This is a genomic window from Desulfobacterales bacterium, from assembly GCA_029211065.1.
In the GTDB taxonomy this organism is placed as follows: domain Bacteria; phylum Desulfobacterota; class Desulfobacteria; order Desulfobacterales; family JARGFK01; genus JARGFK01.
Window position 1 is genome coordinate 1 of record JARGFK010000117.1, and the last position, 14,167, is coordinate 14,167.

The 14,167-nt window shown below is 51.9% G+C and carries 15 protein-coding genes and 1 riboswitch; of the genes, 12 read left to right on the top strand and 3 right to left on the bottom strand.

The annotated features are described in order from the left end of the window. Nucleotides 1-168 precede the first annotated feature (168 nt). Nucleotides 169-1,020, top strand: a complete 852-nt coding sequence (gene lgt / locus P1P89_19190; protein ID MDF1593638.1) for a prolipoprotein diacylglyceryl transferase — start codon at nucleotides 169-171, stop codon at nucleotides 1,018-1,020. Here lgt and P1P89_19195 read toward each other — a convergent pair. After that, nucleotides 1,017-1,235: a universal stress protein gene (locus P1P89_19195; GenBank protein ID MDF1593639.1), complete on the bottom strand. Its 219-nt coding sequence runs from the start codon at nucleotides 1,233-1,235 to the stop codon at nucleotides 1,017-1,019. The genes lgt and P1P89_19195 overlap by 4 nt on opposite strands. After that, a complete protein-coding gene (locus P1P89_19200; protein ID MDF1593640.1) occupies nucleotides 1,232-1,537 on the bottom strand; it encodes a hypothetical protein in 306 nt (101 codons plus the stop codon). Before P1P89_19200 ends, P1P89_19195 begins: the two co-directional genes overlap by 4 nt. Nucleotides 1,538-1,878: 341 nt before the next feature. Here P1P89_19200 and lnt point away from each other — a divergent pair, with 341 nt between their 5' ends. The 5 genes from lnt to P1P89_19225 all read left to right on the top strand — a co-directional run bounded on the left by lnt (nucleotide 1,879) and on the right by P1P89_19225 (nucleotide 7,902). Continuing rightward, on the top strand, nucleotides 1,879-3,456 hold the full coding sequence (lnt, locus tag P1P89_19205) for an apolipoprotein N-acyltransferase (protein ID MDF1593641.1): 1,578 nt from the start codon (nucleotides 1,879-1,881) through the stop codon (nucleotides 3,454-3,456). A 53-nt stretch (nucleotides 3,457-3,509) separates the two neighbouring features. Continuing rightward, a protein-coding gene (prfB, locus tag P1P89_19210; protein MDF1593642.1) for a peptide chain release factor 2 occupies nucleotides 3,510-4,608 on the top strand; the annotation gives its coding sequence in 2 pieces (ribosomal slippage) (nucleotides 3,510-3,578 and nucleotides 3,580-4,608; 1,098 coding nt in all). Nucleotides 4,609-4,615: 7 nt separating this feature from the next. Next, nucleotides 4,616-5,188, top strand: a complete 573-nt coding sequence (locus P1P89_19215) for a phosphohydrolase (GenBank protein MDF1593643.1) — start codon at nucleotides 4,616-4,618, stop codon at nucleotides 5,186-5,188. A 1-nt stretch (nucleotide 5,189) separates the two neighbouring features. Continuing rightward, complete coding sequence (gene thiL / locus P1P89_19220; protein MDF1593644.1) at nucleotides 5,190-6,797, top strand: thiamine-phosphate kinase; 1,608 nt, start codon at nucleotides 5,190-5,192, stop codon at nucleotides 6,795-6,797. A gap of 325 nt (nucleotides 6,798-7,122) precedes the next feature. Next, nucleotides 7,123-7,902 carry an HAD-IIA family hydrolase gene (locus P1P89_19225; GenBank protein MDF1593645.1) on the top strand — a complete coding sequence of 260 codons (780 nt, stop codon included), beginning with the start codon at nucleotides 7,123-7,125 and terminating at the stop codon, nucleotides 7,900-7,902. A gap of 217 nt (nucleotides 7,903-8,119) precedes the next feature. Here the strand turns inward: P1P89_19225 and P1P89_19230 are convergent, their stop codons facing one another. Continuing rightward, on the bottom strand, nucleotides 8,120-8,377 hold the full coding sequence (locus P1P89_19230) for an ORF6N domain-containing protein (protein MDF1593646.1): 258 nt from the start codon (nucleotides 8,375-8,377) through the stop codon (nucleotides 8,120-8,122). A gap of 241 nt (nucleotides 8,378-8,618) precedes the next feature. Next, a riboswitch (TPP riboswitch) is annotated at nucleotides 8,619-8,720 on the top strand. A 469-nt stretch (nucleotides 8,721-9,189) separates the two neighbouring features. Here P1P89_19230 and thiD point away from each other — a divergent pair. The 6 genes from thiD to P1P89_19260 all read left to right on the top strand — a co-directional run. After that, a complete protein-coding gene (gene thiD, locus P1P89_19235) occupies nucleotides 9,190-9,996 on the top strand; it encodes a bifunctional hydroxymethylpyrimidine kinase/phosphomethylpyrimidine kinase (GenBank protein MDF1593647.1) in 807 nt (268 codons plus the stop codon). Nucleotides 9,997-10,033: 37 nt separating this feature from the next. Further along, complete coding sequence (thiW, locus tag P1P89_19240; protein MDF1593648.1) at nucleotides 10,034-10,561, top strand: energy coupling factor transporter S component ThiW; 528 nt, start codon at nucleotides 10,034-10,036, stop codon at nucleotides 10,559-10,561. A gap of 4 nt (nucleotides 10,562-10,565) precedes the next feature. Then, entirely contained in the window at nucleotides 10,566-12,179 is a 1,614-nt protein-coding gene (locus P1P89_19245; GenBank protein ID MDF1593649.1) for an ATP-binding cassette domain-containing protein, read from the top strand. 67 nt (nucleotides 12,180-12,246) lie between these two features. Continuing rightward, nucleotides 12,247-12,915, top strand: a complete 669-nt coding sequence (locus P1P89_19250; GenBank protein ID MDF1593650.1) for an energy-coupling factor transporter transmembrane component T — start codon at nucleotides 12,247-12,249, stop codon at nucleotides 12,913-12,915. A 222-nt stretch (nucleotides 12,916-13,137) separates the two neighbouring features. Next, entirely contained in the window at nucleotides 13,138-13,671 is a 534-nt protein-coding gene (locus P1P89_19255) for a hypothetical protein (protein MDF1593651.1), read from the top strand. 295 nt (nucleotides 13,672-13,966) lie between these two features. Further along, nucleotides 13,967-14,167: hypothetical protein (locus P1P89_19260; GenBank protein ID MDF1593652.1), on the top strand; the 201-nt coding region annotated here is incomplete at its 3' end.

Genomic DNA, 14,167 nt, shown 5'->3' on the forward strand with positions numbered 1-14,167 from the left:
TCCGCCATAGAATCACACACGCGAAAACAACGAATGCGGGGACGGCAGAATGGCTAAACAAAATTTACGAAGTCAAACTAAGCAACAGTAAGATATGGCACATTATTTTGAACTCGTGCTTAAGCAAGTTTTCACACCCGTTTGTTTTTCAAAAAGGCCGAGACGGATATGATTGAATTTTGGGAATGGTGGCAGCAGTTGCCCGGGAAAATGGATCCGGTGATTTTCAGTATTGGCCCCATCAAACCCCAGTATTACGGCCTGATGTATATTGTTGCCTTTGCCACAACCTATTTTCTGGTGATTTTTCGCATCCGGCACGAAACGCGCTTTAGCGCAACCCGGGATCAGATAGCCGATTTAACCACCTATTTGGTTTTGGGGTTGATTGTCGGCGCCCGGCTGGGGTATGTTCTTTTTTACAACCTTTCATATTATTTCCGGCACCCGCTGGAAATCTTTCTTCCCTTTGATTTTTCCAACGGCCTGACATTTGTAGGGTTCTCGGGGATGTCCTATCATGGCGGCCTGATCGGGGTTATCCTGGCGGCCTGGTTGTATATCCGCAAGACAAATTTGGAATTTGGGGAAATGGTTGATCTGTATGCACCCGTTATTCCCCTGGGCTACACCTTCGGGCGTATCGGCAACTTTATTAATGGTGAGTTATACGGACGGATAACATCCGCCCCCATCGGCATGGTTTTTCCCCAGGCGCCGCGTTCTGAATTGAGACATCCGTCGCAGCTTTATGAAGCCTTTTTTGAGGGCATTTTTCTTTTTATCGTCCTCTGGAGCCTCAGAAATCTTAAAGGGCCCCGGGGCGCCATGCTGGCCTACTACCTTGTTGGATACGGCACGGTACGGTTTGTAATTGAATACTTCCGCCAGCCCGATGCCCACCTGGGTTTTGTATGGCTGTCATTTTCCATGGGCCAGATCCTGTGTCTGCTGATGATACTGGCCGGACTGCTCCTGTTTGTCTTTTTGTGGCAACGAGAACGCTCGCCAAGGACCTAATTTACGATAAGGACCGACACATCCTTCGCCAGTTGCAGCACCTTCTGGGAAATGCTGCCGAACAGGAATTCCTTGATGCCGGAAACGCCTCTTCTGCCCAGCACGATAACGTCGTAACCGGAATTGGCTTCATCCACGATGTCGCCGGCGATTCCCTTCTTTTTGGGTATTAATTTTACCGAGATGTCCCGGGGGTTAAATCCGGCGTCCGTCAAAACCGATTTTGCCTTCTCGACCGCATCTTCCACCAGACCTTTTTTTTATCTTCCAGGACACAAAAACTGTCCTGCTGAGATACAAAGTAAGGCGTCAGTTCCGGGCTGTTCATTTCGCACAAGGCCGCCGTATTCTGAAGCACGCTCAAAAGCGTAACGTTGTTGTCCGGGCTAAAGCTTTCAGCAACAAACTGAACCGCCCGCATTGCATTTTTGGAATCATCAAATGCCACCAGTATTTTGCGTCCCATTTTTTCTCCCTCTCTTTGCATAAAATTTTTGGTTCTTTTAAAATCTTTCATTAATATTTCCATATCAAAAAATTAAATATAATAGCACCTGTTTTTATTTTTTTGTAACCTTTATATACCCTCAGGCTCCATATTAACAATACATCACTCCTAATTTTCATTCTCTACCTCCTTACAATGCCCCCGGCAAGCATTACCGCCGGGGGTTTTTTTCGGGTCAAAAACATATTGACAGCTCTCCTTTAAATGCTAAGATACTTAAAATATTATTATAACCTGCGCTCGGCGGTGTGGGTTTTTGTATTTTTTTCATATTATGGATGAGGGCGGCAGACCCGTTTCGCTCCCGGAACGCTTCGGCCCGCAGTGCATAAAATTAACGATGGAACCTAATGACGATAGATTCAGATAATATCAACCGAACCCGGATGCTCTTGGCAGCATCCAGCGGCCTGCTCCTGACGGCTTCTTTCCCCAAAATCGGCTTGGACTGGGTGGCATGGGTTGCGCTGGTTCCGCTGCTCATTTCTATCCGAACGCTTTCCTGCAAAAAAAGCTTTTTGCTCGGGTTTATAACCGGCTTTGTCCATTATCTCACCCTGGTATACTGGCTGGTTTATACAATGAAATCTTACGGGAACCTGCCCATTCCCGTTGCCATTTCAGTTCTGATGCTGATGGCCGCCTATCTTGCGCTCTATATTGCTGTTTTTGCCGCTGCAGTCAGCGCTTGGGGCTTTGGTTCCTCCGGGCCGCTGGTGTCCGTTCCGCTGGCCTGGGTTTCAATCGAATACCTGCGCTATTTTCTTTTATCCGGATTTCCGTGGGAATTCATCGGCCATTCCCAATTTAACCGGTTGCACATCATTCAAATCTCAGATATATTGGGCGTGTACGGCATTTCTTTTTTGATTGCGCTGTCCAATGTGGCTGTATTCTTGTGCTATCTTTTTTTCACTGAAAAGCGCCGGCGCAGCTTACCCGTTTTCAGGTGGCCGGCCGTTCTATCGGCTTTGGCATTTGTTGCGGTTTTACTCCTTTTCTGGGGTTACGGCAGCTGGCGAATCCGTAATGTCGACGGAATGATTTCTTCGTCTCCTTCGGTCCGGATCGGCATCGTACAGGCAAATATTGATCAGGCCCAAAAGTGGGACCCGGCGTTTCAGGACAGCACAACCGAAAAGTATATAAAACTCTCTCTTGCGGCGATAAAGGACCGGCCGGAACTGCTGGTCTGGCCGGAGACAGCCACGCCGTTTTACTTTTTATCCGATTCCCGAATGTCCGGCCGGGTTCAACAGGGGGTTCAATCGGCAGGAACGGATTTTCTCATCGGCAGCCCTTCTTATGTTCGTCGGGCGGATAGGATTGACTATTACAACAGCGCGTACGTTATTTTATCGGACGGCATTGTTTCCGCCAAGTACGATAAAGCGCACCTGGTCCCGTTCGGCGAATACGTGCCGCTAAAAAAATGGCTGCCGTTTTTAGGCAAAATGGTTGAAAACGTCGGGGATTTTAAGACCGGCGAAAAGGGAAATACCGTTTCCTGGCGGGATTACCGCATCGGAATACAAATCTGTTTTGAGATTATCTTTCCGGATCTTTCCCGTGCCATGGCGCTAAACCAGGCCGTACTGCTGGTGAATATTACCAATGATGCCTGGTTCGGCAAGACCGGTGCGCCCTACCAGCATTTTTCCATGGCGGTGTTCAGGGCCGTTGAAAACAGGCGGTCCCTGGTGCGGTCCGCCAACACCGGCATCAGCGGGTTTGTCGATCCGGTCGGCCGGATTATCGCTTCAACCCCGCTTTTCAAAGAAGCCGTAATGGTACGGACGATCCCGGTCATAACACATTCAACCTTTTACACCCGCTACGGGGATGGATTTGCCAGGGGGTGTTTGCTGGTCGCGCTGGTTGCTGCGCTATGGAAATTAAACATGGCTTACAAAAACAGGAAGACATAGAAGTCATTATGAGTTATAAAAACTAAATTTTTTTATAAAATACAGGAGGCACTATGGCCAGCGAATTAAAACACACACTCAATGAAATGAAAATCAAACTGGATCAGTTGAAGGGGTATCTTTGACCTGGCTGCCAATGAAAAAAGATTAAGTGAAATTGAGGACCTGATCTCTAAGGACGGATTTTGGGACAGCCCTGAAGATAGCAAGACAATTTTAAAAGAGCGAACCCTTCTATCTGGCAAAATCGAACGATTTCGGACACTATTTAATGAGGCGGAAGACTGCGACATTATGTTGGACCTTGCCGATGAAGAATCGGATGCCGCCGCTTTAGCGGAAGTCACCCCGCAGATTCAATCTCTCGGGAAACGCATCCAGTCCTTTTCGCTTGAACTCATGCTGGACGATGACGATGACGGCAACAATGCCATTGTTTCAATAAATGCCGGCGCCGGGGGCACAGAAGCCCAGGACTGGGCCGAGATGCTTTTCAGGATGTACACCCGCTGGGTGGAACGCAAAGGGTTCAAGCTGGACATTATCGATTATCAGCCCGGTGAAGAAGCCGGCATTAAAAGTGTTACATTTACAGCCGGCGGAGAATATGCTTACGGCTTTTTAAAGTCGGAAACCGGTGTGCATCGCCTGGTGAGAATTTCTCCCTATAGCGCCAGCGGCAAACGCCATACATCCTTTGCCTCGGTTTTTGTATATCCTGAGCTGGATAACGAAATTGTCATCGATATTGAAGACAAGGACTTGCGAATCGACGTTTTCAGAGCCAGCGGCGCCGGCGGTCAGCATGTAAACAAAACCAGCAGTGCCATCCGCATTACGCATCTCCCCACGGGAATTGTCGTACAGTGTCAGCAGGAAAGATCCCAGCACCGTAACAGGGATATGGCCATGAAAGTACTCAAAGCCCGTCTGTACCAGAATGAAAAGTGGAAACAGGACGAAAAACTTCAGGAAATCCATGACGGCAAAGGGGATATTGCCTGGGGCAACCAAATCCGGTCTTATGTGCTGCAGCCCTATCAGATGGTCAAAGATCACCGTATCAATCTGGAAGTCGGCAACGTGAACGCCGTGCTGGATGGCGCCCTTGACCCCTTTATTGAAGGGGTATTGCTCGCAGGGAAGGCTTAATCGCAACATGTATCTGCCGGGCCAAACAACCCTCAACCCCGTAGAAATCATCGCGGAATTTTACGACACCGGTTCGATGACATACAGACTCCTGCTGAACCACGGTCGGCAGGTAGCCCAAAAGGCGCTTCGGTTCGCAGCCCGGGTACCGCATTTAAAACCGGACACCCTATTTATCCGGGAAGCCGCCATGCTGCACGATATCGGAATTTTCATGACGAATACGCCTGCCCTGGGGTGTACGGGCGAACATCCGTACATCTGTCACGGCTATCTGGGTCGAAACCTCCTTGAACAGAGCGGGCTTCCCAAACATGCCCTGGTCTGTGAGCGCCACGTCGGCGCCGGCATTTCCGTCGCCGATATTGAGCGCCAGGGGCTGCCGCTTCCACTGCGCAATATGCTGCCGGTCTCCATCGAAGAGCAGATCATCTGCTATGCCGACAAATTTTTTTCAAAACTGCCGGAAAAAGCCCCCCGTGAATATTCTGCTGAGGAGATCTTAAGGGAATTAACAAAATTCGGCCCGGACAAGGCCGATCGCTTTCAACAATGGGCCAAGATGTTTGATACTGCTTAAAATGTTCAAAGAAGATTTAAAAAAGACGCTGCGGTTTTATTATATCACCGACGAAAACGCACCCGGCCGGCCGCCTCTGGAACAGGCTGAAATTGCGATTCGATCCGGCGCAACCATGGTCCAGTACCGCCACAAATCCTTTACGCCGGCGCTGTTTAAAGAAGTTGCCGCCATTCGCCATCTGTGTAAATGCAACTCAGTCCCTTTTCTGGTGAATGATCATATCCTGCTGGCCAAGGCCGTGTCGGCCGACGGCGTTCACCTGGGGCAGACGGATGAGAGTCCGGCGCTTGCCAGGCGCCTTTTAGGACCCGACGCCATCGTGGGCATTTCCGTATCCGATTTAGCGGAACTGGGACGGACGGATCTGGCGCCTTGTGACTATATCGGCACCGGACCGGTTTTTACAACCCGGACAAAAGCGGACGCCAAGCCGGCCTGCGGCCTTGACGGGCTGGCATCGGTCGCTGCGGCTGCAGCACTTCCCGTGGTTGCCATCGGCGGCATCACCCATGAAAACGCCGCCGGCTGTTTCAGGCATGGCGCAGCCGGAGTTGCGGTGATCAGCCATATTTCACGGGCTGAAGATCCTCTCCAAAATGCCCGGCAGTTGGGGCTCGCGTGCCAATGTCCGCCGCCGGCCGCTCTTTTAGCGCCCTGGAATGATGAGTTCGGCCTAATCAAAAAATTATTAAACCGGGTGCCCCTCCAAAAAAACGTTGCCGCTTTCATCAAAATACCTCCCGGAGATGATGCCTGCCTGCTCAGCCCGCTGAAAAATCCGGTCATCACAACCGATACCCATAAGGAAGGGATTCATTTCCGGTTGGACTGGCAAACCCCCCGGGAAGTCGGCCGGAAAGCTGTGGCCGTGACCCTTAGCGACCTGGCGGCCTCATATGCCACACCGTTTGCCCTGTTTGTCAACCTAGCGCTCCCCTCCCACGTACCCGACAAAACAATTGAGGCCCTTTATGCGGGGATTCAGGAGGCCCTCACGCTTTACCCTTGCGCCCTGGGCGGCGGCAATATTTCCAGAGGCGATCAGCTGTCATTGGATCTTTTTGCCATAGGCGAGGGTCGCGGCGATATATTTCCCATGCGTTCAGCAGCGCGCCCCGGCTACGGCCTTTATGCTACCGGACCCTTGGGGCTTGCCCGCGCCGGCCTGGACGCCCTGCTCCGGAAAGACGACAGCGCCCAGGCCCTGATCAGCAGATTCAAACTGCCCCGGGCCCGTTTTGACGCCGCCCGGATTCTGGCCGAACACGGGGTCCCCTGCGTCATCGATATCAGTGACGGCCTGGCCGGTGATGCCGGCCACATTGCAGCGGCATCACAGTTGTCGATCGAGTTTGATCTGACAACCTGTTTGAAAGATCCCGATCTTGTCGCCTACTGCACCCGGAACCGTATCACGCCGGAAGAAATGATACTGGCCGGCGGAGAAGACTATGAACTCCTGTTCAGCTGCCCCCCCGAAATATTCATCCAGATACAAAAAATCCTGCCGACGGCATCACAGGTCGGCCGCTGCCTTTCGTTCACCGGCAGCCACCTGCTGAACCTGCCACCGGGGATTGCCTCCTTTCAGCACGGTAGACGATAGCGGCACCTTATTCCTTTAAATCATTGTTTTCATAAATTATGGTTATTTTTCAATTTAGTTGGAGAAAAACGGTCATGGTGCCAAGTTATTGTTAAGCTGGTTTCACATTCGATGCCCCCTTGGCAATACAGTGTGACTTTGTCGGCATTTTTCGTTACACTGTCCACAAGGAAGGTCTCCCGGATCGGTAAATCGACCGTATCCTGACCGGGGGAAAATCCTGTATGCTGGGCACGCATTGCATCTTCATCATTGTGCTTCCCACGGTATCAATCCGGGTACTGCACCCGGACCTGCCGTCTGCGGCGCAGAAAGGGCATGAGCAATGGATCTTGATCTTCTGAGGAAAAAGCGGGGGTTTATCTGCGACATGGACGGGGTCATCTATCATGGAGACCGATTGCTGCCCGGGGTGCAGGCCTTTGTGGAGTGGCTCAAGAAGGAAAACAAGAAATTTCTGTTTCTGACCAACAGCAGCGAGAAGTCCCCGCGTGAGCTCAAGGAAAAACTCGACCGCCTCGGCATCCATGTGGAGGCGACCCACTTTTACACCAGCGCCCTGGCCACGGCCAGCTTCCTGGCATCCCAGCATCCCAACGGCAGCGCCTACGTCATCGGCGAGGCGGGTTTGATCAACGCACTGTACGAGTCCGGTTTTTCCATGAACGAAATCAACCCGGACTACGTGGTGGTGGGAGAAAGCCGTTCCTACGGCTATGAAAAGATCGAACGGGCCGTACGGCTCGTCCGAAACGGCGCTAAACTCATTGGTGCCAACCCGGACCTGACGGACAAGCTGGGCAAAGACTTCGCTCCTGCCACCGGCGCACTGATTGCCCCCATCGAGTTGGCCAGCGGTACGAAAGCCTACTTCGTGAGAAAACCCAACCCGATCATGATGCGCCACGGCAGAAAGCTACTGGGCTGCGAGCGTGAGGACACGGCCATTATCGGTGACCGAATGGACACGGACATCCTTGCCGGCATCCATTCGGATATCGACACCGTGCTTGTGCTCAGCGGCGTCACCAGCGAAGAAGACCTCAAGCACTTTGCCTATCACCCGCGATACGTTCTTTCCGGGGTGGGAGATATTCCGGGATGATCCGTTCCGCAGCCGGCTAAAGAGGTTTTCGTGATCAATCCGAAATTCCAGGAGTTCGTGTGTAAAGGGGTAAAGTCTGCTCTTGACTCTTGTCTGCTAATTTTATTCACTTTCGATCACCCGCGCCACCTCCCCGCCGCAGCGGGCACAAACCCCTTTCAAGATCAGCATTCCCCTTTCCACCTTTCCGCTTATATTTCCGATGCCAGTGGTCTCTCTACAGTTGGCACACCAGATGTTGTTGAGAATTTCCATCAGAGGATATCACAATTTGTGATATCCTTATGATCTCTTCACGGGTCAAAGAAAACATAAAATCTTCAGGGAATCGCTCTACATTTCGGCTAACCGCTTGATTCAGTATTCTTGTTTCCACGCCATAAAGTTCTGCCAGATCCCGGTCCAGCATTACTTTTTGACCACGAATGAGATATATTTTACTGGTAATCCGTTCAACAGGAACTGTCGTATCCATGAGATAATTCTCTTGTGATTTGAAAGGAACTATTAACTCTAAAATCCGGATGGACTAAAAGGCGAGTTGCGATTTGAATGATGTTCTGTTTTTTGTTCAAAACGCCACCTATGGTTCAGGTTATAGGTGCGATGAAAGAACACATCATGATTGAGAATATTTACAGGTAATGAATATATATTTATCAGGGATGTGTCAATAAAATCACTTGATATTTTTACGGCAGGCTGATAAGAAAATAGCGTTCCGATTGGGGTGTTCTGTCAGTAACGCAGAACTGAGAGCATACCCACTGAACCTGATACAGTTCGTACTGTCGTAGGGAACTCGGAGAAGTCTCACCAAAAGGAAATTTCCCTTTTTACGCCCGAACGATTTCCCAGCCCCTATCGATAATACCGGTTGAACGACTAAGCGGTCAAATTCGTAAGTTCGATGACGTATTTCTTGTATTGTTTTACCGCCCGTCGTAGCAAAGCGGAGATCCCGCCCCTGCGGGGCTGCGCTCAAGACGCCAAGATCGCCAAGAGAAATATTTGCGGTATCGGGTCCCGGCTCTGTCAAAGAACCGACGCCACCGGGCTGCGATCCCGCAAATGGTTGTCGATTCAAGATTAGCGCTTTCGGAGCTGCCGGCAAAAAAGTGTACACCTTTGCTCGAACCGAAGCCGTCTATTATTTCAGGCCGGCACCCGGTTCGGGCAAAACTTCGCGTCCTTTGAGCCTTTGTGGTGAGATGAAAACGAGTTGAGGGACTTTTTACGAGAGTATTAAATTTGATTCCCCCCATATTGCATAGCAAGGAGTGTTAAATGAAAGTCGCGCTGACCATCGCCGGTTCGGACTCTTCCGGAGGGGCCGGAATTCAGGCGGATATCAAAACCTTTCAGGCCCACGGGGTGTTCGCCATGAGCGTCATCACCGCCGTTACCGCCCAGAACACCCAAAAAGTTTATGACGTCCAGGAAATCCGGCCCCAGCTCGTGAAAGATCAGATAACCTGTCTGTTTGAGGACGCCGCTATCCATGCCGTCAAAATCGGCATGGTTTCCAGCATCGCGCTGATAAGGGCCATTGCCGCTGCCTTAAAAATAGTGAACCCACCCCTGGTGGTGCTGGACCCGGTCATGATCTCAAAAAGCGGATACCGGCTCCTGAAGCCGGAGGCCCAGGAGGCCCTGGTAGAGCACCTTTTTCCTTTGGCCGAAGTTGTAACACCCAATATTTATGAAGCCGAAGCCCTGGTGGGGAAAAAAATCCAGACCCTGGACGAAATGAAAGCTGCTGCCGAAGCGATATTAAAACTTTCCGCCAACAAAGTCGTGGTCAAGGGCGGCCACCTGGGAGAGGCGATCGCCACCGACATCCTATACGACGGCAACCAGTTCAAGGAACTCCAAAGCAGCCGCATCGATACCCAAAACACCCATGGCACCGGCTGCACTTTTTCATCCGCCATCGCAGCAAATCTGGCGTTGGGGAAAGATTTCTTTACCGCCGTCACGAATGCCAAAACATACATTACCGGCGCGATCCAGTACTCCCTGTCCATCGGTAAAGGGTATGGGCCCACCAACCATTTTTTCAGTCTGTATCAACGGGCAGGCCTTAATTCGTAAACGACAAAAACAAAGATTTTTCTGCAGGGGCCGTTTTATGATTCAGGAAATTGAAATTAAAAAGGGGGTGGCAACCGAAACGCGCAAGGTTGCCTATGCGGTGGTATTGGTGGCCGTCGGGGTTGCCCTGGCGCCTTACACCTCTTTCCCCATCGGGATTGCCAAGGTCAACCCCACCCAGCACTTTGTCAATGTGCTGGCAGCCGTATTGCTGGGGCCCTGGTGGGCCGTTGTCGCCGCAGCGGTCATCGCTGTCCTACGCAACGTTCTGGGCGTCGGCACGCTGCTGGCCTTTCCCGGGGGCATGATCGGCGCTTTTCTGGCGGGCCTGCTCTACCGGCAAACCCGCAAAGTATATGCCGGGGCAGCCGGTGAAATTTTCGGCACCGGCCTGATCGCGCCGGTTGTCAGCGCATTTCTGGTGGCGCCGTTTTTAATGGGCAAGATGATCCCGCTTTTTGCGCTGGTTCCGTCCTTTCTGGCCAGCACCATTGCCGGCGCCGCCCTGGGCATCCTGGCCCTCAATCTGCTGCAACGCGCCGATATCGTTGAACTGGACGGGTAGGAAGGTGACATCGCCTTTTTTAGTTGAAATCGAATCGCTTCGCTACACTTACCGTAAAAACGGGACGGACTGGATTCTTGACGGCATCGATCTGAAAATCCGGCCGGACGAATACCTGCTGATTTGCGGCGCCAGCGGATCCGGCAAATCCACGCTCTGCCGTACGTTCAACGGTCTGATTCCCCACTTTTTCGGCGGCTCGCTCCAGGGCGATATCCGCATTGCCGGAATTCCCGGCCCAGCGCAATCCGTCGGCCGTCTTTTCGCAACCTTGGGCATGGTCTTCCAGAATCCGGAAGCGCAGCTTTTCAACCGGACCGTGGAAAAGGAAATCGCTTTCGGCCTGGAAAGCATCGGCCTTGGGCGCCGCGAGATGAAAAGAAGAATTACCGAAGTTGCGGCCGCTGCTAAAATTGAAACGCTGCTGCCGAAAAACCCCCAGGAACTTTCCGGCGGCGAGCAGCAGCTGGTAGCGATTGCCGCGGTTCTGGCCCTGGGGCCGCAAATGATTATCCTGGACGAGCCCTATGCCAATTTAGATCCCGTCAATGTCCGCCGGGTACGCACGGCGCTTAGTGAGATTCACCAAAACGGCACCGGCATCATCATCAGTGAGCACCGCCTTGGGTTGACGGTCGCCGACGCAGAACGGATAATCGTTCTGCATCAGGGCGGAATCGTTCTGGATGGTTCACCGGACGAAGTCCTAAATCAGGATATTGAAGTGTACGGCCTTGAATCTCCCCTGGCGGTGAGCATCGGCCGCCGGCTGGGACTGGCGCCCCTGCCCCTTGAAATCGACAGCCTGAAATCAAGGGTTTCCAATGACAAACTGCCGATCCCGCCGGCACCGGCGCCTATAACACCAATTCAAAAAAAAGATTGCGACTGCGTCTTATCGGTTGATCGCGTTTCCTTTGAAGCCGACGGCAAGCCCCTTTTACGGGACATCAGCTTCACCATGAACAGAGGAGAATGCCTGGCGCTTGTCGGCGCCAATGGCGCCGGCAAAACCACCCTGCTCAAGCATCTCAATGGGCTGAACCGGCCGACCCGGGGTGACATTATCGTCATGAACAAATCCACCCACGGGCTGAAGGTCTCACAGCTGGCCCGTTACGTAGGCGTGGCCTTTCAGAACCCCGGCAGTCAGTTTTTTAAATTGACGGTTTGGGATGAAATCGTTGTGGGGGCAAATGCCCTGCATTGCTATGATGAGTCATGGATCAATGAGTTGGTAAGCTTGTTTAAACTGGAACCCCTGCTGAGCCGCGCGCCCTATCGGTTGAGCGAAGGTGAAAAAAAACGGGTGGCATTTGCAGCCGCCCTGGCGGCGCGTCCCGCCATCCTGGCGCTGGATGAACCCACCGCCGGTCAGGATATGTTTTTTCGGCGCGCCCTGGGACTGCTGCTGGCAGATCTCCAGCAGCGCGGCCAGGCCGTTTTGCTCATCACCCAGGATTTTACCTTTGCCGAACAATACGCCCAGCGCTGGCTGCTGCTGGCAGAAGGTGAAATTGTTGCCTCAGGCCAGCCCGACCAGGTCATGCGGGATCCTGTCGCCATGGGGCGGGCCCATCTGGAGCCCACGGACCGGTTTAGGCTTTATGAGAGATAAACACTTGAATCCCTGAATCCTCGAACCCTTTTTCCCGACCAATTGGGATGGGAACCGAATTTAAGACATGAAAAATTTACTGGACCCTCGCACCAAGCTGATTATAGCATTTTTTTTCACCATCCTGGTGGTGGCCTCAAGGAAAATTTCCTGGCTCTTGCCGGAATGGGGGGCGCTTGTCGCTTTTGTGATTATCATCGGGAAAGGTGGGGCTTACTTGCGCTGGCTGCGGCTGTCCCTGCCCATGGCTGTGTTTTTCGGTGCGGTGACGTGGTGGACGGCGGATCTGAAAACCGGCCTGATGGCTGCCCTGGCGCTCCTGACTCTTATTTCAATCTTTTTTGTTTTTTTCAGCACCACCACCCCGGAAGACATGGGAAATTCGCTGGTAAAAATCGGCCTGCCTTATCCGGTTGCATTTGTTTTCAGCACCTCTCTGCAGTTTGTGCCGATGATCGGTCGCAAGGCCAAAAACGTCTTAGACGCCCAACGCTCCAGGGGAATTCCCCTGGAACCGGGTTGGTCCGCCCTGCGGCATTATCCCGCTTTCCTGGGGCCGCTCTTGATCCAGGCCTTCCAGCTGGCGGAGGAACTGGCGGCCGCCATGGAGACCCGTGGATTCGGCCGCCCCGGCCGGACCTTTTACAAGGACTATCGCATGGGTTCGGCAGACTGGCTGACCATCGCGGTGTCGCTGCTGCTGCTCACCGCCTGCCTCATCTGGCAGCAGGGATAATGAACTACAAACAAAGGACGTTCATACGGTCAGCGGTCGGATTGTTCCTGTAAAGGGTATGAAACTGTTTGAGGGGCTTAGTACAAAATTTCATAATTATGCTAACATTTTAAAATCCCTCCCATCCTCCCTTTCTGAAAGGGAGGAGAATGGATTCCCCCTTTACTAAAGGGGGTGAGGGGGATTTTTTCCAAGATAGAAAGTTTTGCAAAAAAGGATAAATTGAAAATAATCCATCAGTATTTAAATAAGCGCACGCTGATTACCGGAGACGTCAAATCCGGCAAAACAGCCCGAACGCTGAAAATCCTGGCGGGGTTTATCCAGGCCGGCTACGCGGACAGGATCGCCGTCATCGACATGGCGCCTGACCCGGTCCAGGGTATCGGCGGGAAAATGACGCCCCCGGCTGATGCGCCCCTGCTTTATCTGACGACTACCATAGCCGCACCGCGTCTGACAGGCGCCGATAAGGCGCATACCCTTCGGTTGGCCGTTCAAAATGCCCGGGCCATTGAAGCGCTGTTTGATTTGTTTCAACAGCAGCCAAAAGACATCCTCTTTGTCAACGATGCCAGCCTGTACCTCCAGGCCGGCGACCTGAATACCTTCCTGATGACACTCAAGGCCGCATCCACCCAGATCATCAACGTTTACTATGGCGGCACATTTGTGGACTCGACCCTTACCCGCCGGGAAAAACACCTGACCGACGAGCTGATGAAGACCTGCGATAAAACTATACACCTTGATTGACCATCAAAACATAAAACCCGGCCGGAGCATTCGTCCGGCCGGGTTTTATGTTATTCATCCTACACTAATTGATAGTCCGAATTAACCGCCCCACTGCAATCGGATGGGGTATTTGAAAATTTAATTAGTGTCCGTCCGAATGTAATTTAAGCTTATGATTTAATTTCATTTTACTGCCAATTACTTCTTTCGAAGATTTTTTATTTGTGCTATGGTCATTCATATAAATTCAGTAGGTTACACCCGTTTTTCGATTGTCGCAGCATTTTTGGCAAAATCTTCGGAGGATTTAACCTTGAGAAGCACTTTTATTCCCCAAATGAGTTTAGGCGCCATTGGTATTTCTGAGATAGAATTCGATATCTACTGTCGTCATGAAATCGTTCCCATTTTAACGGCGTTGCAGTATCTTTACGTTAAACGCCCAAACGTCATGAAAAAAATATGCAACCTGATCCAGGCTGATTTACTCAAGGGCCGCAGCCAAAAATACGGC

What these genes read in the sequence shown, in the direction of transcription:
- P1P89_19200 (MDF1593640.1), bottom strand. Translation starts at nt 1,537, where the DNA reads ATGAAAGATTTTAAAAGAACCAAAAATTTTATGCAAAGAGAGGGAGAA.
- P1P89_19230 (MDF1593646.1), bottom strand. Translation starts at nt 8,377, where the DNA reads ATGGATACGACAGTTCCTGTTGAACGGATTACCAGTAAAATATATCTC.
- thiD (MDF1593647.1), top strand. Translation starts at nt 9,190, where the DNA reads ATGAAAGTCGCGCTGACCATCGCCGGTTCGGACTCTTCCGGAGGGGCC.
- P1P89_19215 (MDF1593643.1), top strand. Translation starts at nt 4,616, where the DNA reads ATGTATCTGCCGGGCCAAACAACCCTCAACCCCGTAGAAATCATCGCG.
- P1P89_19225 (MDF1593645.1), top strand. Translation starts at nt 7,123, where the DNA reads ATGGATCTTGATCTTCTGAGGAAAAAGCGGGGGTTTATCTGCGACATG.
- thiL (MDF1593644.1), top strand. Translation starts at nt 5,190, where the DNA reads ATGTTCAAAGAAGATTTAAAAAAGACGCTGCGGTTTTATTATATCACC.
- P1P89_19250 (MDF1593650.1), top strand. Translation starts at nt 12,247, where the DNA reads ATGAAAAATTTACTGGACCCTCGCACCAAGCTGATTATAGCATTTTTT.
- lnt (MDF1593641.1), top strand. Translation starts at nt 1,879, where the DNA reads ATGACGATAGATTCAGATAATATCAACCGAACCCGGATGCTCTTGGCA.
- thiW (MDF1593648.1), top strand. Translation starts at nt 10,034, where the DNA reads ATGATTCAGGAAATTGAAATTAAAAAGGGGGTGGCAACCGAAACGCGC.
- lgt (MDF1593638.1), top strand. Translation starts at nt 169, where the DNA reads ATGATTGAATTTTGGGAATGGTGGCAGCAGTTGCCCGGGAAAATGGAT.